Source organism: Photorhabdus caribbeanensis (assembly GCF_018448885.1).
Lineage (GTDB): Bacteria > Pseudomonadota > Gammaproteobacteria > Enterobacterales > Enterobacteriaceae > Photorhabdus > Photorhabdus caribbeanensis.
In genome coordinates, this window is sequence record NZ_RCWB01000054.1 from 1 (window position 1) to 21984 (window position 21984).

A 21984-nucleotide genomic window follows, 5' to 3' on the forward strand; every position below is an offset into this window, starting at 1 on the left:
CTTATCTGAACGGCGATATTGATCGTCCGATTGTCACCGGTTGCACCTACAACGGTTCAAACCGGCCGCCGTTAAATTTACCCGTTGAAAAGACCCGCACCACGTTTAAAACCCGGACTCACAAAGGGGAAGGCTTTAATGAATTGCGCTTTGAAGATGAGAAAGACCGGCAGGAGATTTACCTGCACGGGCAGAAAGATCTGACTGCTCATATTCAGCACGATGCTTACTGGCATATTAAACACGACCATAAACAGCGCATCGATAATAACCGCTATAGCGAAATTTCAGTGGATGATCATCAACATATCAGGGGATCGGGGAAATACAGTACCGATGGAGATGTGTCGCACCGTATTACCGGCAGTCAACATTTACAGACCGGGGAGGCATTGGTGGCTGAAAGCGGTCAGGAAACACACCTGAAAAGCGGCGGTAAAATGGTGTTGGAGGCGGCGTCAGAGATTACCTTAAAAGCCGGCGGTCATTTTATCCGATTAACTCCCGGCGGTATTCTGACTTCCCCTAATTTATTGGTCGGGCAAGGTTCAGCCGGTACCGGGCGTGGTTTATCTTTACAACTACCAGAGGGTGTAGAACCACTGCCTGATGTGAAATCTCCAGTTAAACCGGTTTGTGCTTTGCAAGCTCAGAGAGAAGTTAATCTAACTATTAATAACCAGGAGGATGAATGAACACTTCCATAAACTGGCAACAATGGCTGACTACGCCTAATAAGCCGCCTGTTTTCTTTATGCTGAATTCACTGGCAGAGCCTAACCCCGTGGCACTTTTTTATAGCAACGACTGGGTAGAGCAGGCTTTTCCGCTGTATAGCGGTACACCGATGGATCACATATTGGGGCAAGGCCCTTGGTTGGTTCAGCCTAAGTCAGGTTGCCTGTCAGTAATCGGTCATCTGCTTGATAGCCAAACGCTGAGCGATAACAGTTGGGGGTGGGCTTATCGCAGTGAGGATTTATGGGTGCAGCAGCTTAATCATTGGCGCTCACGCCAGCAGGTGATATTGCGGGAGAGGCAAGTGATTTTGCGCAGTATGGACCCGCGAATTCTCGGTCAGTTATTACCGGTAATGAGTGTCAGCGATTGGTCAGCGTTTCTAACACCGGTGAGTGAGTTAATGATCGATATACCAGAACCACAGATTTATTGTCGGCCTGAAAATTGTGGTCATGGTGGGAGTGCACAACCCTTTGTTCTGGGTAGCCATTTGCTGCATGCCTGGCATCATTCCAATTATGCTCTGAAAGGGAAGGCATTTGTGATCAGTAGTGATGTGTGGGAAAACCACGGTGAATTAGCTGAAAAACTGAATGAGCCAGAAGGGAAATTACAGGAACGGATTATTGATTGGCTGAAATCGCGTTTAGAAAGTGGAGGTGATATTAGTCACCTGACCAGTGCAGATTATTTACAGACGTTCGATGAACAATATACGACCGTTGGATAGTGTGTGATGGTTAACATCTTGCGAATTTATGGAGATTATTAAAAGAGTGGTTGTGTCGGCGCCATCAAATTTCATTTTGTTACAAATCGAGAGTATCATTCGAGGCTTGAAACGGCGGCAAGCCTTTAAAACTCTTGGGCTGCTGGGGGCCAAGGGAAGGGCCAATCTATAGCATCTTAACTGGGATAATATGACACATTTTTCTTCTATTGTTGAATTACAGGATTTAGTGGCTGATCTGGCAATATTTGAGCAAAAATTGGCGCGGTTCAAACAGCGGCTTAATTTGAATGTTGAACAATATCAAGCAGATCATATCTCCTTACGTTGCCACGATATCTCTGTAGCCGAGCGTTGGCGTAAAGGTTTTTTGCAATGTGGCAGTTTGATGTCAGAAAGTATCATTAATGGACGGCCAATCTGCTTGTTTGATTTAGAACACCCAATCGCGGTGCTTAATTGGCAAATTGATTGTGTAGAACTACCTTATCCTGGCAAGAAAACTTACTTGCATCAGGGATGGGAACATGTGGAACTAGTGCTGCCGGTGGCGCCTGAGATCTTATCGGCAGCAGCAAAAGCATTATTACCGCAACCTTTGCCGACAGGTTTTTCTGTCAAACAGAGTCAGCACAAAGGGGAACAGGAGCGGTTGCCTAATCCGACCTTAGCTATCACTGATGGTGAGATCACCGTCAAGTTTCACCCATTTACATTGCGTGAAATTGTTAAAAGTGAATGCCTGTCTACATAAGTTAAAGTGATATCGTTATGTGAGGCTGGCAAGAAATTCTAGTGCCTGCGGGTGGCGCTCTACCATTTTAATCAGCAATACAGCTTGTTTATTCGGCTTAGCACGTCCCTGTTCCCAGTTCTGGTATGTCGTCTCACCGGTGTGCAGGTACTGGGCAAAAACAGCCTGAGAAATATTCAGTTTATTCCGGATGGATTTCAACTCATCTGGATTGATGGAGATATCATTTTTTAACCTCCTTTTATGGGTTTTCAGTGTGAGTTTGCCTTCATTAGCCTCTTCCCAAGCTTTCATTCCTTCATTGAGTTCTGCAAATAGATCACGGCTCATTTATGCTCCCTTTTTTCTCATGTCTAACATTTTACGCAAAGATTCGCATTGTTCTTTAGTTAAGTCTGACATTTCATCTTTATCGTAGATAGTGAAAAGCATGAATTGCGATTTGGATACCCACCAATAGTAAATCACCCGAATACCGCCTCGTTTTCCCTTTTTCCTTTGGGAATCAGTAAAACGCACTTTACGTAATCCGCCAGTGTGTTGGATAACGTCTCCTGCTGTTGGATTTTTCAGCAGCATATTTTGGAAGGTTCGAAACTCCTCATCACTCAGGTAGTTATGACGGTAACGTTCAAAAGGTGGTAGTTCAATAAAAACAGCTTCCATCACTTATCCATCTGTCCCCAACTTGAGTATAATATACACCCAAGTTGGGGATAGTTAAACAAGGTCAGCCCAAAGGGGAACAAGAGCGGTTGCCTAATCCTACCTTAGCTGTTACTGATAGTGAGATCACTGTCAAGTTTCACCCATTTACATTGCGTGAAATTGTTAAAAATGAGCACTAGTCAGCAAAATTAACTTTTTCATCCTTGTAATCCAGATAAAAGTTCTGACCTTGTGATTTCCTACAAATCATCAGCAATAATTAGATGTCATAGTTAGTAAATTGAATTACTAAATCGCTTAGATTCATTGATTGCTCGTTAATGACTGGGTGTCCAAGGAACTTCTGATGACAAAGTTAGAAATTTGTTGTTTTAGCGTAGGTTGCGCATTAATCGCACAACAGGCTGGTGCTGACCGGATAGAGTTATGCGCCAGTCCGGCGGAAGGGGGATTAACACCGAGTTTTGGTACATTGAAGCAGGCTATTGAGCAATTAACTATTCCTGTACATCCCATTGTACGCCCAAGAGGTGGTGATTTTTGCTACAGTCACTCAGATTTTGAGGTGATGAAGAATGATGTTGCTCAGATCCGTGATATGGGATTTATGGGCGTCGTTTTTGGTGTGTTAGATGAAGAAGGGCATATTGATTTGCCTCGCATGCAACAATTGATGGCGCTGTCCGGCGATATGGCCGTCACTTTTCACCGTGCATTTGATATGTGTTTTAATCCTTATGTGGCGCTGGATCAACTTACTCAGCTTGGTGTTAAACGAATATTAACTTCCGGCCAGCAACAGAATGCTGAATTGGGATTACCCTTATTGAAAGAACTGCGTCAAGCTAGTCGGGGGCCAATTATTATGGCAGGTGCGGGTGTTCGTATGAGTAATATTCATAAATTTATCGATATCGGATTAACGGAAGTTCACAGTTCGGCAAGTCGAATTATGCCTTCTACCATGACTTACCGCAAAGCGGGGGTGACGATGAGCGCGGACAATGAAGTGGATGAGTTTTCACATTATTGTGTTGATGGCGGTGTAGTAGAGGTCATGAAAGGGATGCTGAGTTTGACTTTATTTGAATAAAATCTATTTACCCGTTATCTTTCAAGTTGAACTGGCCCAACGTTGGGCCAGTTCGCAAAATTAGGGCTTACGGGCGATCAGTACCGCCCGTAGAGGGGCGGGATAACCCTCAATGGTTTTACTGCTATCAGTAGGATCGAGAAAATCAGATAACGATTCAGTTCTCATCCAACTTGTACGACGTTGTTCTTCTGTGGTTGTGACTGCCTGATCGACAATTTTCACATCGACAAAACCGCACTTTTCCAGCCAGATTTTCAGCATTTTTGCCGAAGGAATGAAGTAGACGTTGCGCATTTGAGCATAACGTTCACCAGGGATTAAACAGGTATGTTCATCTCCTTCAACCACCAGACTTTCCAATACCAACTCACCATCGGCCACCAGTTGGTTTTTCAATTGCCAGAGATGGTCAAGAGGAGAACGGCGGTGATAGAGAACGCCCATCGAAAAGACCGTATCGAAAGCAGCCAGTGCCGGTAATTGTTCAATGCCCAGAGGTAAAAGATGGGCGCGTTGATCATTGCCAAGTAACTTTCTGACGGCTTCAAACTGGCAAAGGAAGAGCTGAGTTGGATCGATACCAACGGCAAGTTCAGCCCCTTCACCCACCATCCGCCACAGGTGATAGCCGCTGCCACAACCAACATCAAGAATTGTCCGGCCGGTTAGTGGGGAAATATGAGGCAATACCCGATCCCACTTCCAATCTGAACGCCATTCAGTGTCAATATTTACACCATAAAGAGAGAATGGGCCTTTGCGCCACGGCATGAATACTCGCAATATATTGGTAATACAGACTGTTTCGCCTTCGGATAGGGGAGGATCACGTTCTGCGATCACGCCATTTTTCAGGTCTAATTGGGTTGGTGAAATTGCAGGCAGGTTTTCCAGGGTTTTTACCCATGATTTAAAACTGCCGTGCAGGGCCTCTTTTTGCCATTCATGCAATTGAGCCGGGAGGCAATTAAGCCAATGTTGGAGGTTATTGTTGGCAATAAGTTGATAAAAATTACCGAAATCGATCATTTATCGGCTCCTTTTATCGCTAGCAGTGAACCAAAGTTGAAACACTGAAACCAGACTTCAACATGGTTAAAACCGGATTGATGGAGACGGGATTTGTGTGTTTCTACCGAGTCAGTCAGCATTACATTTTCAAGCATGCTGCGTTTCTGGCTGATTTCCAGTTCGCTATATCCGTTAGCACGCTTGAAATCGTGGTGCATATTGAACAGCAATTCACCAATTTGTTGATCTTCAAAGCTGAATTTCTCTGATAAAACTAAAACACCACCGGGACGTAATCCCTGATAAATTCGGTTTAGTAAGCCTTGTCGATCTTGCGGGTTGAGAAATTGTAGAGTGAAATTCAGTACGACCATCGAAGCATTTTGAATATCGATGTCAAGAATATCGGCTTCGATGACTTCAACCGGTGTTTGTGCCCGAAAAGCGTCAATATGGCGACGACAGCGTTTCACCATAGCCGGGGAATTATCAACGGCGATAATTTTGCAGTTTTCAGCGATAATATTGCGGCGCATTGCCAGAGTTGATGCACCCAGAGAACAACCTAGGTCATAAAGTTGACTGTTTGATGTCACGAAACGACCAGCCAGCATACCAATCATAGAAACAATATTTGAATAACCTGGCACGGAGCGTTGGATCATATCAGGGAAAACTTCGGCTACCCGTTCATCGAAACGCCAGTCTCCCAGATTGGCAATAGGCGTGGCAAACAGGCTATCCCTTTGATGGTGAGGATCTTGATTTGACATAACAGCATTAATTATCAGAAAAAATAGAAGGGGGCATTCTAACAGATGTAAAGCTTGACCTTGAACCAATTTTCTCTGTGCTTAAAAGTAGTGAATAATGGAAATATTTGAGTATTGCACAAAAATCATATCATGCCGCGATCAATCCTTGATTTCATGAGTCAGTCAGCATTAGGGGAGCTTTGGGTTTTATATAAAAAAGTAAAGATGCATTGAAAAGCACCTTTAAATGACCTATTGTTTGTTTACGTAAAAGAGTGAGGTGGTGTATGGCATATCAAATCTTAACAAATTTAGCGGCAAGTATTACCGATTTGAAACGTAACCCAATGGGGACATATTTGCAGGGGGAAGGTGAGGCGGTCGCAATCCTGAATCGAAATGAACCTGCGTTTTATTGTGTGCCTCCCGAATTATTCGCCTACTATCAGGAGCTAGCAGAGGATGCCGCACTAAACAAAATTGCAGATGAACGTTTAGAAAATGCTGAATTTATTAGTGTGAACCTAGATGATCTATAGCCTGGAATTTGAAAAGCGGGCCTTAAAAGAGTGGAAGAAGTTAGGTCATCCAATTAAGGAGCAGCTAAAGAAAAAATTGGCTGAACGCTTAGAAAACCCTCATGTGCCGTCAGCAAGATTAAGAGGGCGAGCGAACCGATACAAAATTAAATTGCGCTCTTCTGGCTACCGCTTAGTTTATGAAGTGAATGACAATAAGATTATCTTGCTGGTAATTGCTATAGGTAAATGAGCCGGAGATGCGGTTTATACCCTCGCCAATGAGAGGTAAAAAAACCAACACTTGCTCGCTTTGCATATCAATGTTGGAAAGTCTTCCTTACATGGGGAACAGCTAGGGTTAGAATAATAGGCAGCCGAGTTTGCTGCCTGTTATTTTAGTGCCAGTACTATTCGTTTCGTTAGTAGAGAGAAAATATTTGTTCCCAAGGCAGGTAGTAAATATTCGTCATCACCATTAATAAGATGGAAAGATAGGTTGCTACCATGCCTGAACGCCGCCAGTGGAGCTCACGGTGGCGCAGGCCATAATAATGCAGGACTCTGCCGGTGAGCAGAATCAAACCACAGACATGTATCATCCAGACATTTGAGCCGTTCATCTCCATCATGACCAGCAATAACATAGAGATGGGGATATATTCCACCGCATTACCGTGGATGCGGATTGCTGTTTGTAGTTCGTAAAAACCACCATCTCCATATGAGACACGATATTGTGTTCTTAACTTAACCACATCAAAAGACAGCTTAATCAATAATAGTGCGCCCAACACAACATAAAGCGAGCTAACCATTTTTAACTCCATTGCCTAACCGAAATTGGCCAATTAAGTTATGATAAACCCCAAAAATAAAACTGTCGCTATAAATAGATGGGAATTGAAAATAAATTGCCTGATTATCAGACATCAAGCAATGGTGTTGCATTGGGATATTGCCTGCCCTTATCTCTGAGTAGAATTTCTATTATAATGACGGCCTTTTTTCCGCAGCAACAGCACAACAGCCGAGTAAAAGGATATTGTATGCGTACTGATTATTGTGGGCAGTTGAACCTGACCCATGAAGGCCAGAAGGTGACTCTTTGTGGTTGGGTAAACCGCCGCCGTGATCTGGGTGGCTTGATTTTTATTGATATGCGTGACCGTGAAGGAATCGTTCAGGTATTTTTTGACCCGGATCAGCAAGCCGCATTTTCTCAGGCTGCTGAACTGCGTAATGAATTCTGTATTCAAATCACCGGTACTGTACGCGCCCGTCCTGACAGTCAAATCAATAAAGATATGGCCACCGGTGAAATAGAGGTTTTTGCGGAAAGTTTAAATATTATCAACCGTTCCGAACCTCTGCCTTTGGATAGCAACCAGACGAACAGTGAAGAGCAGCGTCTGAAATATCGCTATATTGATCTGCGTCGGCCTGAAATGGCTAATCGCTTGAAAACACGCGCTAAAATCACCAGTTTTGTTCGTCGTTTCATGGATAATCAGGGTTTCCTGGATATTGAAACGCCAATGTTGACTAAAGCAACACCTGAAGGCGCCCGTGATTATTTGGTGCCAAGTCGTGTTCATAAAGGCAAATTTTATGCTTTGCCTCAATCCCCGCAGTTATTTAAACAGCTGCTGATGATGTCCGGTTTTGATCGTTATTATCAAATTGTTAAATGCTTCCGTGATGAAGATTTGCGTGCGGATCGCCAGCCGGAATTTACCCAGATCGACGTGGAAACTTCCTTTATGACTGCTGAGCAGGTAAGGGAAATGATGGAAAAAATGATCCGCGAATTGTGGCTTGAAATTGAAGGTGTTGATCTGGGGCATTTCCCAGTGATGACGTTTGCGGAAGTCATGCGTCGTTTCGGTTCTGATAAACCTGATCTGCGTAACCCATTAGAGTTGGTTGATGTTGCTGATTTGGTTAAAGAGGTAGAATTCAGTGTATTTGCGGAACCAGCGAATGACAGTAAAGGCCGCGTAGCCGTAATTCGGGTACCAGGTGGTGCTGAACTGAGCCGTAAGCAGATTGATGAATATGGCAAATTCGTTGGGATTTATGGCGCCAAAGGGCTGGCTTGGATAAAAGTTAATGCGCGCGCTGCCGGTCTGGAAGGGGTTCAAAGTCCGATAGCCAAATTCCTGAATGCAGAGGTGATTGAAGGCTTGCTTTCCCGTACTGATGCACAGGATGGCGATATTTTGTTCTTCGGCGCTGGCAGTATAAAAGTGGTTACTGATGCTTTGGGAGCGTTGCGTCTGAAATTAGGGCGCGATCTGAATCTGACAAAATTGGATAGCTGGCGACCACTGTGGGTTATCGACTTCCCAATGTTCGAAGATGATGGGGAAGGTGGTCTGACCGCCATGCATCATCCATTTACTTCACCGTGTAATATGTCAGCGGAGGAGTTAGAGCAAGATCCGGTTTCGGCCATTGCCAATGCTTACGATATGGTGATTAATGGCTACGAAGTGGGTGGCGGCTCGGTGCGTATTCACCGTAACGAAATGCAACAAGCGGTGTTCCGTATTCTGGGTATTAATGAGCAGGAGCAGCAGGAGAAATTTGGCTTCTTGCTGGATGCATTGAAATTTGGTACGCCGCCTCATGCAGGTTTGGCATTTGGTCTTGACCGTTTGGTGATGTTGTTGACAGGGACGGATAATATTCGTGATGTTATCGCATTCCCTAAAACCACCGCTGCTGCTTGTTTAATGACGGAAGCGCCAAGTTATGCTAATCCGGCGGCACTTGAGGAGTTATCGATCTCTGTGGTTGCCAGAAAAGAGAGTGAATAATGGTCTATAAGCGCCCTGAGTCTGTGCTGGTAGTTATTTATGCATTTTCCAGCCGACGGGTGCTGATGTTACAGCGGCGGGACGATCCTGACTTTTGGCAGTCTGTGACTGGCAGCCTTGATGGAGACGAAACGCCGCGTGAGACAGCATTGCGTGAAGTGCAAGAAGAAGTCGGTATTGATATCATAGGTGAAAATCTTGAATTGATAGATTGCCGGCGTTCTCTCTATTTTGAGATTTTTACCCACTTGCGCCATCGCTATGCTCCAGGAGTCACCCGTAATAAAGAGTACTGGTTCTGTCTGGCATTGCCTGAAGAGCGAGAGTGCTTGTTGACTGAACATCAGGCTTATAAGTGGCTGGATGCGGATAAAGCTGTAAAGCTCACTAAGTCGTGGAGCAATCGACAGGCAATTGAAGAGTTTGTTATTGAATAACATTATTAGACGTTTTATCGGAGAACCTTATGGCAGGTCATAGTAAATGGGCCAACACCAAGCACCGCAAAGCTGCGCAAGATGCGAAACGCGGTAAGATTTTCACCAAAATTATCCGGGAGCTGGTAACGGCAGCCCGTCTGGGTGGTGGAGATCCGGCATCTAACCCACGTCTGCGTGCCGCGATTGATAAGGCACTGTCCAACAACATGACCCGCGATACGTTGAACCGTGCTATCGCCCGTGGTGTCGGCAACGATGAAGCGGATAACATGGAAACCATCATTTATGAAGGTTACGGTCCGGGGGGAACGGCGGTGATGGTTGAGTGTTTGAGCGACAACCGTAATCGTACTGTTTCTGATGTCCGTCATGCTTTCACTAAAACCGGTGGTAATCTGGGCACTGATGGCTCGGTTGCTTATTTGTTCACCAAGAAAGGGGTGATTTCTTACGCGCCAGGGCTGGATGAAGATGCGGTGATGGAAGCGGCGTTGGAAGCTGGTGCTGATGATGTAGAAACCTATGATGATGGCGCGATTGATGTTTACACTACGCCAGAAACCTTTGGTGATGTAAAAGATGCGTTAGATGCTGCCGGTTTTGTGGCTGAATCAGCAGAAGTTTCCATGATCCCTTCCACTAAAGCGGAGTTGGATGCGGAAACCGCACCTAAATTATTGCGCTTGATTGATATGTTGGAAGATTCAGACGACGTACAAGAGGTTTACCATAACGGTGAAATCTCTGATGAAGTTGCTGAGTTGCTGTAATTTCAATCAGGTTGTATACCCTATGGATTTCAAAAGGATAATGGGTATATAGCGTAGAGAAAGTGTGCTGTGGTACAGGACGCTTTCTCTAACGTTTTTATCTCCTTTATAAAGGTGATAATCAAAGGCGAATAAAACAAAATATGGCGATTATCTTAGGTATCGACCCAGGTTCCCGCGTCACTGGCTATGGTGTGATCCGTCAGCAGGGACGTCATTTAAGCTACCTTGGCAGCGGTTGTATCCGAACAAAAGTTGATGATCTGCCTAATCGGTTACAGCGTATTTATGCGGGTATCCTTGAAATTATTACACAATTTCAACCCGATGCTTTTGCCATCGAGCAGGTCTTTATGGCAAAAAATGCCGATTCAGCGCTGAAATTAGGGCAAGCGCGGGGCGTTGCGATTCTTGCCGCCGTTAATCAATCTATACCGGTTTTTGAATATGCTGCTCGGCAGGTGAAACAAACGGTTGTCGGAACTGGGGCGGCTGAAAAAAGTCAAGTTCAGCACATGGTGCGCTCGGTGCTGAAATTGTCTGCTAACCCGCAATCCGATGCGGCGGATGCATTGGCTATTGCAATAACCCATTGTCACTTTAATCAGAACCTTTTGCGGGTTGGCGATCCCAGATTAATCTTGGCGCGTGGACGTTTAAGATAACGGCTGGATATGCATCCAGCTTTTTTTATGTTATAACCATAAGTAGAACAATCAGTTTTATTTTTAGGGGGTAAACGAGTGATAGGGCGTCTCAGAGGAATTGTGTTGGAAAAACAACCACCCTTGGTTTTACTGGAAACAAATGGCGTTGGTTATGAAGTTCATATGCCAATGACCTGTTTTTATGAATTGCCTGATGCCGGACAGGAAGCTGTCCTGTTTACTCACTTTGTGGTGCGTGAAGATGCGCAATTACTTTATGGTTTTAATGATAAGCAGGAGCGGGCATTATTCCGAGAATTAATTAAAGTGAATGGCGTGGGGCCTAAATTGGCGTTGGCTATTCTTTCGGGTATGTCTGCGCAGCAATTTGTTTCTGCTATTGAACAAGAGGCGATCGCTTCTCTGGTAAAATTGCCGGGAGTGGGTAAGAAAACCGCTGAACGGCTGGTGGTTGAAATGAAAGATCGCTTTAAAGGGCTTAATGGCGATCTCTTTAATCAGAGCAGTGATATTAATTTGCCGGCAACGGCCAAACAGACAACTTCTGACGCTGATAGCGAAGCAGAAGCCGCTGCGGCATTAGTCTCTCTGGGTTACAAGCCGCAAGAAGCTAGCCGCATGATAAGTAAAATCGCTAAACCGGGTGCTGATTGTGAAACACTTATCCGCGAAGCACTTCGCGCCGCTCTTTAAGTTACAGGGGTAAGCCATGATTGAAGCTGACCGTCTGGTTTCTGCGGAAGTTTTGCAAGACGATGAAGCCATTGATCGCGCAATCAGACCTAAATTGTTGTCTGAATATGTTGGGCAGCCGCAAGTCTGTGAGCAGATGGAGATTTTTATTCAGGCTGCCAGACTGCGTGGTGATGCCCTTGACCACCTGCTGATTTTTGGTCCGCCGGGGTTGGGGAAAACAACGCTGGCGAATATTGTCGCCAATGAGATGGGCGTCAATCTCCGTACAACTTCTGGCCCGGTGTTAGAAAAGGCGGGCGATCTGGCGGCAATGCTGACTAATCTTGAACCACATGATGTGTTGTTTATCGATGAAATCCACCGCTTGTCGCCGGTGGTGGAAGAAATTCTCTATCCGGCAATGGAAGATTATCAACTGGATATTATGATTGGCGAGGGACCGGCTGCCCGTTCGATCAAAATTGATTTGCCGCCTTTTACCCTGATTGGCGCTACCACTCGCGCAGGTTCTTTGACTTCTCCACTGCGTGATCGGTTCGGTATCGTGCAGCGTCTTGAATTTTATAATGTGGACGATTTGCAAAGTATCGTCTCCCGCAGCGCCCGTTTTATGGGGGTAGAGATTACTGACGATGGCGCCCGGCAGGTTGCCATGCGTTCTCGTGGAACGCCGAGGATTACAAACCGTTTACTGCGCCGGGTGCGTGATTTTGCTCAAGTGAAAGGGAATGGCGCGATTGATGGGGATATTGCCGCCAGAGCGCTGGATATGTTGAGTGTAGATGCCGCCGGTTTTGATTATCTGGATCGTAAGTTACTGGTTGCCATTATTGATAAATTTATGGGCGGGCCGGTTGGGGTAGATAACCTTGCCGCCGCCATTGGTGAAGAGCGGGAAACGATTGAGGATGTGCTGGAACCCTTTTTGATCCAACAGGGTTTTATTCAACGAACTTCCCGTGGACGAATTGCCACCGAGCATGCTTATCGCCATTTTGGCATGGTCAGAGATCAGGAATGACCTATACCCTATGGATTTCAGATGCATCGCGACGGCAAGGGAGCGAATCCCCGGGAGCATAGGTAACTCTGTTACCGGGGTGAGTGAGTGCAGCCAACAAAGAGGCAACTTGAAAGATAACGGGTATATGTAATTGCCTGAAAAATCGGGATGGGTATTCCTGCAAGGGAAACCTATCCCGTTCTTCTGGTAACTGGGTTGTACCCACTCAGAGGATCAATTTTTTGCTTTACTGGTCAGGCTGATAATAAACATCACCGCAGCACATAGCACGACGGATGGCCCTGCTGGTGTATCGTAAATGGCGGAGAATGCTAATCCGCCGGTGACGGCAAGCATACCAACCGCAATAGCAAGACCGGCCATTTGCTCCGGTGTACGGGCAAAACGGCGAGCAGTGGCTGCTGGAATAATGAGCAGCGAGGTGATAATCAGCGCGCCGACAAACTTCATTGCCAGACCGATTGTCAACGCTGTTGCCAGCATTAACAGCACCCTTAACCGCTGTATTTTAATGCCATCCACAAAAGCCATTTCCTGACTGACGGTGACAGAGAGTAGAGCATTCCATTGCCAGAACAGAAGTGTAGTGACAATGGCGACACCGATGGCAATCAACCAAATATCTTCATAGGAGACTGATAACAAATCACCAAACAGATAAGCCATCAAATCAACTCGCACATTAGACATTAAACTGACAACGACCAGCCCTAATGATAGTGCGCTGTGAGCCATAATTCCCAACAAAGTATCGATTGCCAGTTGCGGACGTTTCTCCAACCAAACCAGCATTATTGCCAGTATCAAAGTGACAGCGATAATCGCGTAAAAAGGACTAATATTTAGCAATAATCCGAAAGCAACTCCCAATAATGAAGCATGTGCCAGAGTATCGCCAAAATAGGACATTCTGCGCCAGACAACAAATGAACCTAATGGCCCGGCAGCAATAGCCAATAATATGCCGGCCAACCAACCGGGGAATAATAATTCGATCATGAGTGGCATTCTCTGTTATTTTCCAAGATAATTTTTCCTTTCAGATCATGGTGGTGATCGTGTTGGTGGTGATATATTGCCAATTGTTCAGCGCCATGATGACCAAACATAGCGATAAATTCAGGATGAGTAGAAACAACTTCAGGCGTGCCGGAACAGCAAATATGTTGATTAAGACATAAAACTTCGTCTGTTTTCGCCATAACCAGATGTAAATCATGGGAGACCATCAATACAGCACAATGCAATTCGGTTCTAATTTGATTGATTAAATCATAGAGTGCTAACTGACCATTAACATCGACCCCTTGTGTTGGTTCATCAAGGACTAATAATTGCGGATGATTTAATAGTGCTCTGGCTAGTAAAACCCGTTGGTTTTCCCCGCCGGATAATTTTTGCATGGGTTGCTGCAATAGATGAGAGGCATTCACCCGCTCCAGTGCTGGCAATATATCGGCAGATTTTACGCCGGGTTTTAGCATCATAAAGCGTTTGACTGTTAATGGCAGGGTGGGATCAAGATGCAACTTCTGTGGAACATAGCCGATTCTCAATCCAGCGGCATGTTCAATTGTGCCGGATGATGGTTCGACAAGCCCCAAAACAACACGAACTAAAGTTGATTTACCGGCGCCATTGGGACCTAGCAAGGTCAGAATATTCCCTCTTTGTAAATTAAGAGAGATATTGTTTAGTACCTGACGATTGTCGAAGGTGACAGCAACATTTTTTAAAGTGATGAGTGTTGGCATGCTAAATATATCTTGCGTGAACATTGAGATGTTATAATATAACAATTCTTGTTTCTGTCCACGAGATATTTACATTATGTTACACAAATCATATAAACTAGCGCACAAGTTTTTCTGTAAGGCCGCGATTACTGCTGTTTTCATGTCAGGAACAATACAATTGGCTAATGCTGATGTTGTGACATCAATCCGTCCGTTAGGTTTTATTGCTGCGGCAATAACTGATGGTGTAACTGATACGCAGGTACTATTGCCTGATGGAGCATCACCGCATGATTATGCGTTGAAACCGTCTGATCTTAAGAAAATTAACCAGGCAGATTTAGTTGTGTGGGTTGGACCTGAGATGGAAATCTTTTTGTCTAAACCGTTAGCTAAAGTTTCACAAAATAAACAGTTAGCTTTAGCACAATTGCCAACGATTAAGCCATTATTGCTGAAAAATGATGAAGATTTATCCGAACCAGATCAGCATAAACATGAAGAAGGTTATGAACATCATTCTCATGGTGAATATAATATGCACATTTGGTTATCACCAGAAATAGCAAAACAGGTTGCACAGGGGATTCATGACCAATTACAGGTGCGTTATCCGCAGAAAAAAGCAGCGCTGGACGTAAACCTACGTAAATTCAATGCGCAACTTGCGCAAACTGACAAAAATATTGCTAATATTCTTAAGCTGGTGCGTGGTAAGGGGTATTTCGTTTTTCACGACGCTTATGGCTATTTCGAGCAGCATTATGGATTGACCCCATTAGGACATTTTACGATTAATCCTGAAATACAACCTGGCGCACAAAAATTACATCATATACGAACACAATTGGTTGAGCAGAAAGCAATCTGTATCTTTGCTGAGCCGCAATTCAGGCCGACCGTTATTAATGCTGTGGCGAAGGATACGGGAGTGCGTATGGGCACCTTGGACCCGTTAGGAAGCCGCATCGTATTGGATAAAGACAGCTATATGAAATTTATAACTCAGTTGTCGGAACAGTACGCCGGTTGCCTGAATTAAAGTAATAAGGAATTCAATGAGTGCAACAGATAGTTAAAACTATCGTTCTGGTGTATAAGGAGTTACCGCGACCGCATAAAATTATGTTGGGTTCGCTGACTGTAGCAACATTGGTTGTCACTATGTGGCAACCTATTGCTTATCATCATGAACAAGAAGAAACAACAGTCGGCAGCATTGCCATCAATCTTCCCGTAGATAGTGATGAGATTATTGCAGATAGCAGTGAACAGCTACCGGACGAGGGTATTCCTGATGAAGAGACGAGCTCAGAGGTCACGGCGCAAACTCCGCATGAATATATTGTTTCCGACGGTGACACCCTCAGTAATATTCTGACTCAATTTGGTATCGACTCTTCTGATGTAGCGTTACTCGCGAGTCAGCATAAAGTGTTACGGGGGTTGAACATTGGCCAGCCATTGTCATGGACAGTAAATGAGGCGGGTGATTTGCAAACTCTGACCTGGGGTGTTTCCCGCCGTGAAACGCGCATTTATAGCCGTGAAGGCGATCTGTTTAAAGAAACAAAAGAGTTTCAAAAAGGGGAGTGGAAAAACAGCGTCGTCGTTGGCGTTGTTGATAGTAACTTTACCAGCAGTGCTTTAAGTGCTGGCTTAACCAGCAGTGAAGCACGTGAAGTCACCAAGGCACTGCAATGGCAAATTGATTTGCGTAAATTACATGAAGGTGATCGCTTTTCTGTATTACTGTCCCGTGAAATGTTGGATGGTCATAGTGAACAGAGCCAATTACTTGGTGTTCGCCTAAATAGTGGTGGTAAAGATTATTATGCTATCCGGGCGGAAGATGGGCGTTTTTATGATCGTCAAGGTTCCGGTCTGGAGCGCGGATTTTTGCGCTTTCCCACTACCAAGCAATTTCGGGTCTCTTCCCAATTTAATCCTCGGCGTGTGAATCCAGTCACCGGTCGGGTGGCGCCACACAAAGGGGTGGATTTTGCTATGCCCGTGGGAACGCCTGTTTTGGCGGTGGGTGACGGTGAGGTGATTGTCTCCAAATATAACGGAGCAGCAGGTAACTTTATCGCCATTCGTCATGGTCGCCAATATACCACCCGTTATATGCACCTGAGAAAGCTGTTGGTGAAACCAGGACAGAAGATAAAACGAGGTGATCGTATCGCGCTGTCCGGTAGCACCGGTCGTTCTACGGGCCCACATTTGCATTATGAATTCTGGATCAATCAGCAGGCGGTAAACCCATTAACGGCGAAGCTGCCGCGCTCTGGTGGTTTGAGTGGTAAAGAACGTTCAGAATTCCTGGCGACGGTAAAAGAGGTAACGCCTCAGTTGCTGTTAGATTGAGTTTATTGTTCATTAATAACAGACTTTAAAGCGGATGATTGCTATCATCCGCTGTCGTTTTGTATTGCAGAACAAGATATGTTGACATCTGTTGATATAGATCCCTGTATGAAAATGGCAAATTATCGTTTTGTTTTAAAGAGTTATCTCATGCATAAAGAAACAGATACAGACAGTAAAGCTGGTTATGTGCCGACATTTCATAAATCTTACCTGCATCCTCGTTACTGGGGATTATGGCTGGGCATTGGTGTGTTGGCCGGGCTGGCTTACCTACCAGTTAAAGTGCGTGATCCTCTGCTGGCTAAAATAGGCTGGTTGGCGGGTAAGTTAGCGAAAGGGGCACGTCGTAGAGCAAGAATAAATCTGTGTTACTGTATGCCGGAACTGACGGAGCAACAGCGTGAAGCATTGATTGATGAGATGTTTTCTACCGCACCTCAACCTTTTGTTATGTTGGCTGAACTGTGTTTACGTGGTACAAAATCAACGTTAAGCCGGACGCAGTGGCATGGGGAAGAGATTATTCTTCAACTGAAAGCGCAGGGGAAAAACGTTATTTTCATGGTGCCTCATGGTTGGGCGGTAGATATTCCAGCTATATTACTGTCTGTGGGCGGACAGAAAATATCAGCCATGTTCCATCACCAGAAAAACCCAGTTGCAGATTATCTGTGGAATAAAGTTCGCCATTATTTTGGTGGTCGTTTACATTCCCGTGATGCGGGAATTAAACCGTTTATTGCTACTGTTCGCCAGGGTTTCTGGGGATATTATCTGCCCGATCAAGATCATGGTGAGGAACACAGTGAATTTGTTGATTTTTTCGCAACTTATAAAGCAACATTGCCGGCAATTGGGCGATTGATGAAGGTTTGTCGTGCCGCTATTGTGCCGCTGTTTCCGGTTTATAATTACCGTACCCATCAACTTGATATTTATATTCGTCCACCAATGGATGATATTGATGGCAAAGATGATGCTTTTATTGCTCGCCGAATGAATGAAGAATTGGAGCAATTGGTACGGCCCAACCCTGAACAATATACCTGGATACTTAAATTACTTAAGACTCGGAAAGCGGGTGATATTGGGCCATATGGGAGAGAAGACCTGTGATTTTCGTTGCAAAGATAACGGGTGTATAAGCAATTAAAGTCTATAGAAAAGTAATAAGAGACGGTAAAAGCTTATTTTACCGTCGAACTGCCGTTGGATTAAGCGGGATGCGCGTTTGGCGCAAAATGTTGCGGCGCTTTATTCCACTTCAAGAATACGGCAGGTGTTAGTGCTGCCAATGGTCCCCATCTGATCACCCTGAGTAACCAGAACAAGATCACCGGAAACTAGATAACCTTTATCACGCAGGCGATTAACCGCTTCATTGGCCGCCGTAATGCCGTCAGTATGACTGCTGCAATAAACCGGTGTAACGCCACGGTAAAGCGCCGTTTGGTTTAAGGTTTTCTCATGACGGGACATAGAGAATATGGGGAGACCAGAACTGATGCGAGACATGATGCGAGTGGTGCGGCCTGATTCGGTCATTGCAATAATGGCTTTAACCCCATTTAGGTGGTTTGCCGCATACATGGTAGACATTGCAATGGCTTCTTCAATACTGTCAAAAGTTGTGTCTAGCCGATGTTTTGATACGTTGAGGCCAGGCATTTTTTCTGCTCCGAGACAGACTCGCGCCATTGCGGCAACCGTTTCGGCAGGGTATTGGCCCGCTGCGGTTTCAGCGGAGAGCATTACGGCGTCAGTACCGTCGAGAACGGCATTTGCCACATCCATCACTTCTGCACGGGTGGGCATTGGATTGGTGATCATAGATTCCATCATCTGGGTCGCGGTAATCACTACACGATTTAGCTGGCGGGCACGGCGAATTAATTTTTTCTGAACGCCAACTAACTCTGGATCACCGATTTCTACACCAAGATCACCACGGGCAACCATGACGACATCAGAAGCTAGAATGATTTCATCAATGGTTTTATCACTGCTAACGGCTTCTGCGCGTTCAACTTTCGCCACGATCTGCGTTTCACAGCCCGCATCTCGCGCCAGACGGCGAGCATAGTTAAGGTCTTCACCGGTGCGAGGGAAAGAGACGGCAAGGTAATCAACGCCAATTCTGGCCGCCGTAATAATATCTTCTTTATCTTTTTCAGTTAGGGCTTCCGCGGATAATCCACCACCCAGTTTGTTAATGCCCTTATTGTTAGATAGCGGGCCACCTACAGTAACTTCAGTGAAGACTTTCATTCCCTGAACGTCTAATACTCTGAGTTGAACACGTCCGTCATCCAGCAACAAAATATCGCCCGGTACAACATCCGTGGGTAATCCCTTGTAATCGATACCGACTTTCTCTTTATCGCCTTCGCCTTTACCAAGATTGGCATCAAGGAGAAATTTATCTCCGACATTCAGGAAAATCTTGCCCTCTTTAAACGTTGATACACGGATTTTAGGCCCTTGAAGATCGCCAAGAATAGCGACATGGCACCCCAGGCGGGCTGCAATCTCGCGGACTTTGCTGGCTCGCTGGAGATGATCTTCGGCGGTACCGTGGGAAAAATTGAGGCGGACTACGTTTGCACCCGCAGCAATAATCTTTTCAAGATTATTATCGCGGTCAGTAGCCGGACCAAGTGTGGTAACAATCTTAGTTCTTCTGAGCCGTCTGGACATGTGTTACTCCGTTGACCTGTGAGTATTGGTATTGGTTATATAAAAATAATCAATAATCTATTAATTATCCTATAAAACGAGTAAAAAAACTCTTCGGCAATCCAACTATCAAGGCTGTTTATAGATTACTTTTGTGACCCGTATCAACTTATCATGATACTTTATCTCTGTTGTGCCTAATTGACCATTGTCAGCTATAGGGGAACGATAGAGGGGAACGTTTTACACAATCGCTATGCCCTAGCGAATCAGCTAACCCTTTTTTAACGGATATTTATTGCCGTATTTCTATCCTATCACGATTTGTTCCCGATTTATCAATAATGTGATTGCTCTCTGTCTTGCCGTGCGAGTTTGATACAAGCTTTCTGAAATTTACTGGGATTCAGCAACACTTGAGGGCTGGAAAGCACGAAACGTCCAGGATGGGTATGCTGTAAAGTATGCAAATGATAAGTTCTCCTTGGGGAGGACGAGCTGGAACTGTCTCTTAAGTCAGATTTATGATCAAGAGACAGTTATTTATTTGTGTGAGGTTTGTTAGCGGCCTGGGGGATGTAGGGCTCTTATGCTTTTCGATACCATCCCATCAACTTAATATATGAATTGGTAATTGTAATCGCTGCATTGCCACCAGAATCTCCGGTATTACCTGAAATGGTATGGTTGTGTGATCCTATTGATACCGTATGAGAGTGGGCGCCATTAGTGCTAGTGTTAAATTTGGCATTGTTCCAATCTGTAGATTTTGATCCCTGATTGTTCTTAGAACCGTCGAAATGACCATAACGCCCACCAGTAGTTTCACCCCAACTGCTATCATGATAGTGATCTCCAGTGACATTAGTGGTTTTAGCGCCATAATCAAATGTGCTCGTTGTCCCAAAAAATGTATGATTATGTGCTGGCATTTGCGCCGCTGTCAGGCTTATCAAATCATTGCCACCGGTTGATAAAATATCGGAGCCATTGGCGTTAGCTAATCGAATGGTTTTATTTTCACCAATATATTCCCATGTAGTACCCGGAAATAGCACATTTGGGTTTTTATTTTGAGCGAACCAAATCACAATTCCTACAGGATATTGGGTGTTAATAATGGTTTCAATTAAGCCAAGGTTTTTCACAAATGTATTTTTATCAGGAATGTCTGCGCCGTTTTGATCTTTTGCTAGCCGATTATTAGCGTTATCGTTTACATCAGAAACAAGCTTCTGAGTTGCAGCAAGGGTGTTACTGTTGCCTGTTTGGTCTGTGAGTTGAATAACACCTTGTTGTGTCAATGAGGCGCTTGGTACTTTGGTTGTGATTTTTTGTTCTAATGCTCTATTTAATTGGGTAGTGAGTTTCGCTATATCTCCATCATCTAAAACATCATTGCCAGATTGGGTCGCGATAAAATCAGCAATAACAGAGGATATGGTTGATGACTGACGTAATACCTTATTTAGTAAATGAGTAGTAATATTTTCTGGTGGAAATCCAGTCTTCAAACCCTGATCTTGTTCATATCTTTCTTGGCTAATTACATTAGCATTACTACTAATGGAAAAGGCTTTAAAATCATTTTTTTTGCTCATGTTCTCTCCTGAGATTAAATAATTTGATTTTGTGATCAATATATTGAATTATTATAAAAGTCATTCCATACAATATATGTTAATAATAGTTTAGCTTGAAAAAAATATGATAAAATATTCTTATGACTTAGAGGGGTAACTGTTTTTGTATAATGGGTAGAAATAAAAACCCGAAATTGTATGATCAGATAAATATCTAAATAATTTATATTCAACATCTGAAAAGGTGCTAATATCCATATTATTTTTTTTCAATGTGGATTTACTCATTAGGCGGTCCTTATAATGTAATTAAATGCCACATTTCTCGGACGTGTTTCATTATCACCATTCATCCCAATCGATTTCAATTCCCCTAAGCTGCCTCGATCGTTTGGATCGCCATGCATACTACCACGCACGGGATCTGTATTTGCACGGGTGGCGCTTGGGCTGTCAGTGGTATTAATACTATGGTTATGTCTTTTGAATGCATCATATTGAAAACTCAATATATTACGTCCGTTGTCAATACCACGCCCATTATCCCAACCACGAATAAATTCACCACGTAAATCGGGTAATACTCCATTACAGGGTGGGATCTCACACTTTTAATAAGGTTATTTTGGTTAAATAAAAATCAGAACATGACTTTTTATAGGTATTTCTCTCATTAAAACGTTAAGATCTCTCTCTTCCATAAAAAAGCGATCCTAATAATGAGTATTTTTAATTTTATCAGCAAGATAGAAGACCCCCGTTCTGACATCAATAAAAAACATGAGCTAATGGATGGGTTCCTCTCAGGGTTTTTCCATCAATGGCGATAAGACTTTTTCCTGCCCTGACCCGACGCTGGTTGATCCAGGCATAAAAGGCTTCAACCAGTGCATCTTGCTCTATCATTTTGATAATATTAGCA

General features: G+C 44.3%; 25 protein-coding genes and 2 pseudogenes. 16 read left to right on the forward strand and 11 right to left on the reverse strand.

Going from position 1 to position 21984, the window contains the following annotated elements:
• The 3 genes from EAE90_RS21945 to EAE90_RS21955 form a co-directional block, all read left to right on the forward strand.
• Window positions 1-695: bacteriophage T4 gp5 trimerisation domain-containing protein (locus EAE90_RS21945; protein WP_422616011.1), on the forward strand; the 695-nt coding region annotated here is incomplete at its 5' end.
• The gene (locus EAE90_RS21950; protein WP_214055276.1) at window positions 692-1471 is read left to right on the forward strand and encodes a DUF4123 domain-containing protein; all 780 of its coding nucleotides are present in this window, start codon (window positions 692-694) and stop codon (window positions 1469-1471) included. The genes EAE90_RS21945 and EAE90_RS21950, both read left to right, overlap by 4 nt.
• A 190-nt stretch (window positions 1472-1661) precedes the next feature.
• Entirely contained in the window at window positions 1662-2225 is a 564-nt protein-coding gene (locus EAE90_RS21955; RefSeq protein WP_214055277.1) for a VOC family protein, read from the forward strand.
• Window positions 2226-2240: 15 nt separating this feature from the next.
• On the opposite strand, the gene EAE90_RS21960 is transcribed toward EAE90_RS21955, so the two are convergent.
• Together EAE90_RS21960 and EAE90_RS21965 are read right to left on the reverse strand one after the other, a co-directional pair.
• The gene (locus EAE90_RS21960) at window positions 2241-2555 is read right to left on the reverse strand and encodes a helix-turn-helix domain-containing protein (protein WP_214055278.1); all 315 of its coding nucleotides are present in this window, start codon (window positions 2553-2555) and stop codon (window positions 2241-2243) included.
• Entirely contained in the window at window positions 2556-2891 is a 336-nt protein-coding gene (locus tag EAE90_RS21965) for a toxin (RefSeq protein ID WP_214055279.1), read from the reverse strand. It abuts the gene before it with no gap.
• Between the two features lie 53 nt (window positions 2892-2944).
• Between EAE90_RS21965 and EAE90_RS21970 the strand changes: the two are divergent.
• Window positions 2945-3073 (forward strand): annotated as a pseudogene (locus EAE90_RS21970) (VOC family protein); the annotation flags it as partial.
• Window positions 3074-3240: 167 nt separating this feature from the next.
• Window positions 3241-3987: a copper homeostasis protein CutC gene (gene cutC, locus EAE90_RS21975; RefSeq protein WP_214055280.1), complete on the forward strand. Its 747-nt coding sequence runs from the start codon at window positions 3241-3243 to the stop codon at window positions 3985-3987.
• Window positions 3988-4047: 60 nt separating this feature from the next.
• On the opposite strand, the gene cmoB is transcribed toward cutC, so the two are convergent.
• Window positions 4048-5019: a tRNA 5-methoxyuridine(34)/uridine 5-oxyacetic acid(34) synthase CmoB gene (cmoB, locus tag EAE90_RS21980; protein ID WP_214055281.1), complete on the reverse strand. Its 972-nt coding sequence runs from the start codon at window positions 5017-5019 to the stop codon at window positions 4048-4050.
• The gene (cmoA, locus tag EAE90_RS21985) at window positions 5016-5774 is read right to left on the reverse strand and encodes a carboxy-S-adenosyl-L-methionine synthase CmoA (protein ID WP_214055282.1); all 759 of its coding nucleotides are present in this window, start codon (window positions 5772-5774) and stop codon (window positions 5016-5018) included. Before cmoA ends, cmoB begins: the two co-directional genes overlap by 4 nt.
• Before the next feature lie 269 nt (window positions 5775-6043).
• On the opposite strand from cmoA, the gene EAE90_RS21990 reads away from it, so the two are divergent.
• Window positions 6044-6295: a type II toxin-antitoxin system Phd/YefM family antitoxin gene (locus EAE90_RS21990; protein WP_214055283.1), complete on the forward strand. Its 252-nt coding sequence runs from the start codon at window positions 6044-6046 to the stop codon at window positions 6293-6295.
• A complete protein-coding gene (locus EAE90_RS21995) occupies window positions 6285-6527 on the forward strand; it encodes a type II toxin-antitoxin system RelE family toxin (protein WP_214055284.1) in 243 nt (80 codons plus the stop codon). Before EAE90_RS21990 ends, EAE90_RS21995 begins: the two co-directional genes overlap by 11 nt.
• 169 nt (window positions 6528-6696) lie before the next feature.
• Here EAE90_RS21995 and EAE90_RS22000 read toward each other — a convergent pair whose 3' ends face one another.
• On the reverse strand, window positions 6697-7092 hold the full coding sequence (locus tag EAE90_RS22000) for an MAPEG family protein (RefSeq protein WP_110090642.1): 396 nt from the start codon (window positions 7090-7092) through the stop codon (window positions 6697-6699).
• Between the two features lie 231 nt (window positions 7093-7323).
• On the opposite strand from EAE90_RS22000, the gene aspS reads away from it, so the two are divergent.
• The 6 genes from aspS to ruvB all read left to right on the forward strand — a co-directional run bounded on the left by aspS (window position 7324) and on the right by ruvB (window position 12691).
• A complete protein-coding gene (gene aspS, locus EAE90_RS22005) occupies window positions 7324-9096 on the forward strand; it encodes an aspartate--tRNA ligase (RefSeq protein WP_214055295.1) in 1773 nt (590 codons plus the stop codon).
• Window positions 9096-9533 (forward strand): dihydroneopterin triphosphate diphosphatase, encoded by a 438-nt coding sequence (nudB, locus tag EAE90_RS22010; RefSeq protein ID WP_214055285.1) that lies wholly within the window; start codon window positions 9096-9098, stop codon window positions 9531-9533. The genes aspS and nudB overlap by 1 nt, the downstream gene beginning before the upstream one ends.
• A 29-nt stretch (window positions 9534-9562) precedes the next feature.
• Window positions 9563-10306, forward strand: coding sequence for a YebC/PmpR family DNA-binding transcriptional regulator (locus EAE90_RS22015; protein ID WP_214055286.1), 744 nt, complete (start codon window positions 9563-9565; stop codon window positions 10304-10306).
• Window positions 10307-10449: 143 nt separating this feature from the next.
• A complete protein-coding gene (gene ruvC, locus EAE90_RS22020) occupies window positions 10450-10971 on the forward strand; it encodes a crossover junction endodeoxyribonuclease RuvC (RefSeq protein ID WP_011146364.1) in 522 nt (173 codons plus the stop codon).
• 78 nt (window positions 10972-11049) lie between these two features.
• Window positions 11050-11667 carry a Holliday junction branch migration protein RuvA gene (gene ruvA / locus EAE90_RS22025; RefSeq protein WP_214055287.1) on the forward strand — a complete coding sequence of 206 codons (618 nt, stop codon included), beginning with the start codon at window positions 11050-11052 and terminating at the stop codon, window positions 11665-11667.
• A gap of 16 nt (window positions 11668-11683) precedes the next feature.
• On the forward strand, window positions 11684-12691 hold the full coding sequence (gene ruvB, locus EAE90_RS22030) for a Holliday junction branch migration DNA helicase RuvB (RefSeq protein WP_214055288.1): 1008 nt from the start codon (window positions 11684-11686) through the stop codon (window positions 12689-12691).
• Window positions 12692-12907: 216 nt separating this feature from the next.
• Here the strand turns inward: ruvB and znuB are convergent, their stop codons facing one another.
• Together znuB and znuC are read right to left on the reverse strand one after the other, a co-directional pair.
• A complete protein-coding gene (gene znuB, locus EAE90_RS22035) occupies window positions 12908-13693 on the reverse strand; it encodes a zinc ABC transporter permease subunit ZnuB (protein WP_214055289.1) in 786 nt (261 codons plus the stop codon).
• On the reverse strand, window positions 13690-14448 hold the full coding sequence (gene znuC / locus EAE90_RS22040; protein WP_214055290.1) for a zinc ABC transporter ATP-binding protein ZnuC: 759 nt from the start codon (window positions 14446-14448) through the stop codon (window positions 13690-13692). The genes znuB and znuC overlap by 4 nt, the downstream gene beginning before the upstream one ends.
• Window positions 14449-14524: 76 nt before the next feature.
• On the opposite strand from znuC, the gene znuA reads away from it, so the two are divergent.
• The 3 genes from znuA (at window position 14525) to lpxM (ending at window position 17919) form a co-directional block, all read left to right on the forward strand.
• Window positions 14525-15472 carry a zinc ABC transporter substrate-binding protein ZnuA gene (gene znuA / locus EAE90_RS22045; protein ID WP_214055291.1) on the forward strand — a complete coding sequence of 316 codons (948 nt, stop codon included), beginning with the start codon at window positions 14525-14527 and terminating at the stop codon, window positions 15470-15472.
• A 20-nt stretch (window positions 15473-15492) separates the two neighbouring features.
• Window positions 15493-16800 carry a murein DD-endopeptidase MepM gene (mepM, locus tag EAE90_RS22050; protein WP_214055292.1) on the forward strand — a complete coding sequence of 436 codons (1308 nt, stop codon included), beginning with the start codon at window positions 15493-15495 and terminating at the stop codon, window positions 16798-16800.
• A 150-nt stretch (window positions 16801-16950) separates the two neighbouring features.
• Complete coding sequence (gene lpxM, locus EAE90_RS22055; protein ID WP_214055293.1) at window positions 16951-17919, forward strand: lauroyl-Kdo(2)-lipid IV(A) myristoyltransferase; 969 nt, start codon at window positions 16951-16953, stop codon at window positions 17917-17919.
• 138 nt (window positions 17920-18057) lie between these two features.
• On the opposite strand, the gene pyk is transcribed toward lpxM, so the two are convergent.
• From pyk to EAE90_RS22075, 4 genes and pseudogenes are all read right to left on the reverse strand, one after another.
• The gene (gene pyk, locus EAE90_RS22060; protein WP_036775554.1) at window positions 18058-19500 is read right to left on the reverse strand and encodes a pyruvate kinase; all 1443 of its coding nucleotides are present in this window, start codon (window positions 19498-19500) and stop codon (window positions 18058-18060) included.
• 566 nt (window positions 19501-20066) lie between these two features.
• Window positions 20067-21080, reverse strand: a complete 1014-nt coding sequence (locus EAE90_RS22065; RefSeq protein ID WP_214055294.1) for a tail fiber protein — start codon at window positions 21078-21080, stop codon at window positions 20067-20069.
• Between the two features lie 269 nt (window positions 21081-21349).
• Window positions 21350-21571, reverse strand: coding sequence for a hypothetical protein (locus tag EAE90_RS22070; protein WP_246551064.1), 222 nt, complete (start codon window positions 21569-21571; stop codon window positions 21350-21352).
• A 286-nt stretch (window positions 21572-21857) separates the two neighbouring features.
• Window positions 21858-21984: pseudogene (locus tag EAE90_RS22075) on the reverse strand (ISAs1 family transposase); the annotation flags it as partial.

Bases quoted from the DNA above. Each gene is read 5' to 3' on its own strand.
- EAE90_RS21950 (WP_214055276.1), top strand. From the start codon at position 692: ATGAACACTTCCATAAACTGGCAACAATGGCTGACTACGCCTAATAAG.
- EAE90_RS21955 (WP_214055277.1), top strand. From the start codon at position 1,662: ATGACACATTTTTCTTCTATTGTTGAATTACAGGATTTAGTGGCTGAT.
- EAE90_RS21960 (WP_214055278.1), bottom strand. From the start codon at position 2,555: ATGAGCCGTGATCTATTTGCAGAACTCAATGAAGGAATGAAAGCTTGG.
- EAE90_RS21965 (WP_214055279.1), bottom strand. From the start codon at position 2,891: ATGGAAGCTGTTTTTATTGAACTACCACCTTTTGAACGTTACCGTCAT.
- cutC (WP_214055280.1), top strand. From the start codon at position 3,241: ATGACAAAGTTAGAAATTTGTTGTTTTAGCGTAGGTTGCGCATTAATC.
- cmoB (WP_214055281.1), bottom strand. From the start codon at position 5,019: ATGATCGATTTCGGTAATTTTTATCAACTTATTGCCAACAATAACCTC.
- cmoA (WP_214055282.1), bottom strand. From the start codon at position 5,774: ATGTCAAATCAAGATCCTCACCATCAAAGGGATAGCCTGTTTGCCACG.
- EAE90_RS21990 (WP_214055283.1), top strand. From the start codon at position 6,044: ATGGCATATCAAATCTTAACAAATTTAGCGGCAAGTATTACCGATTTG.
- EAE90_RS21995 (WP_214055284.1), top strand. From the start codon at position 6,285: ATGATCTATAGCCTGGAATTTGAAAAGCGGGCCTTAAAAGAGTGGAAG.
- EAE90_RS22000 (WP_110090642.1), bottom strand. From the start codon at position 7,092: ATGGTTAGCTCGCTTTATGTTGTGTTGGGCGCACTATTATTGATTAAG.
- aspS (WP_214055295.1), top strand. From the start codon at position 7,324: ATGCGTACTGATTATTGTGGGCAGTTGAACCTGACCCATGAAGGCCAG.
- nudB (WP_214055285.1), top strand. From the start codon at position 9,096: ATGGTCTATAAGCGCCCTGAGTCTGTGCTGGTAGTTATTTATGCATTT.
- EAE90_RS22015 (WP_214055286.1), top strand. From the start codon at position 9,563: ATGGCAGGTCATAGTAAATGGGCCAACACCAAGCACCGCAAAGCTGCG.
- ruvC (WP_011146364.1), top strand. From the start codon at position 10,450: ATGGCGATTATCTTAGGTATCGACCCAGGTTCCCGCGTCACTGGCTAT.
- ruvB (WP_214055288.1), top strand. From the start codon at position 11,684: ATGATTGAAGCTGACCGTCTGGTTTCTGCGGAAGTTTTGCAAGACGAT.
- znuB (WP_214055289.1), bottom strand. From the start codon at position 13,693: ATGATCGAATTATTATTCCCCGGTTGGTTGGCCGGCATATTATTGGCT.
- znuC (WP_214055290.1), bottom strand. From the start codon at position 14,448: ATGCCAACACTCATCACTTTAAAAAATGTTGCTGTCACCTTCGACAAT.
- znuA (WP_214055291.1), top strand. From the start codon at position 14,525: ATGTTACACAAATCATATAAACTAGCGCACAAGTTTTTCTGTAAGGCC.
- lpxM (WP_214055293.1), top strand. From the start codon at position 16,951: ATGCATAAAGAAACAGATACAGACAGTAAAGCTGGTTATGTGCCGACA.
- pyk (WP_036775554.1), bottom strand. From the start codon at position 19,500: ATGTCCAGACGGCTCAGAAGAACTAAGATTGTTACCACACTTGGTCCG.
- EAE90_RS22065 (WP_214055294.1), bottom strand. From the start codon at position 21,080: ATGAGCAAAAAAAATGATTTTAAAGCCTTTTCCATTAGTAGTAATGCT.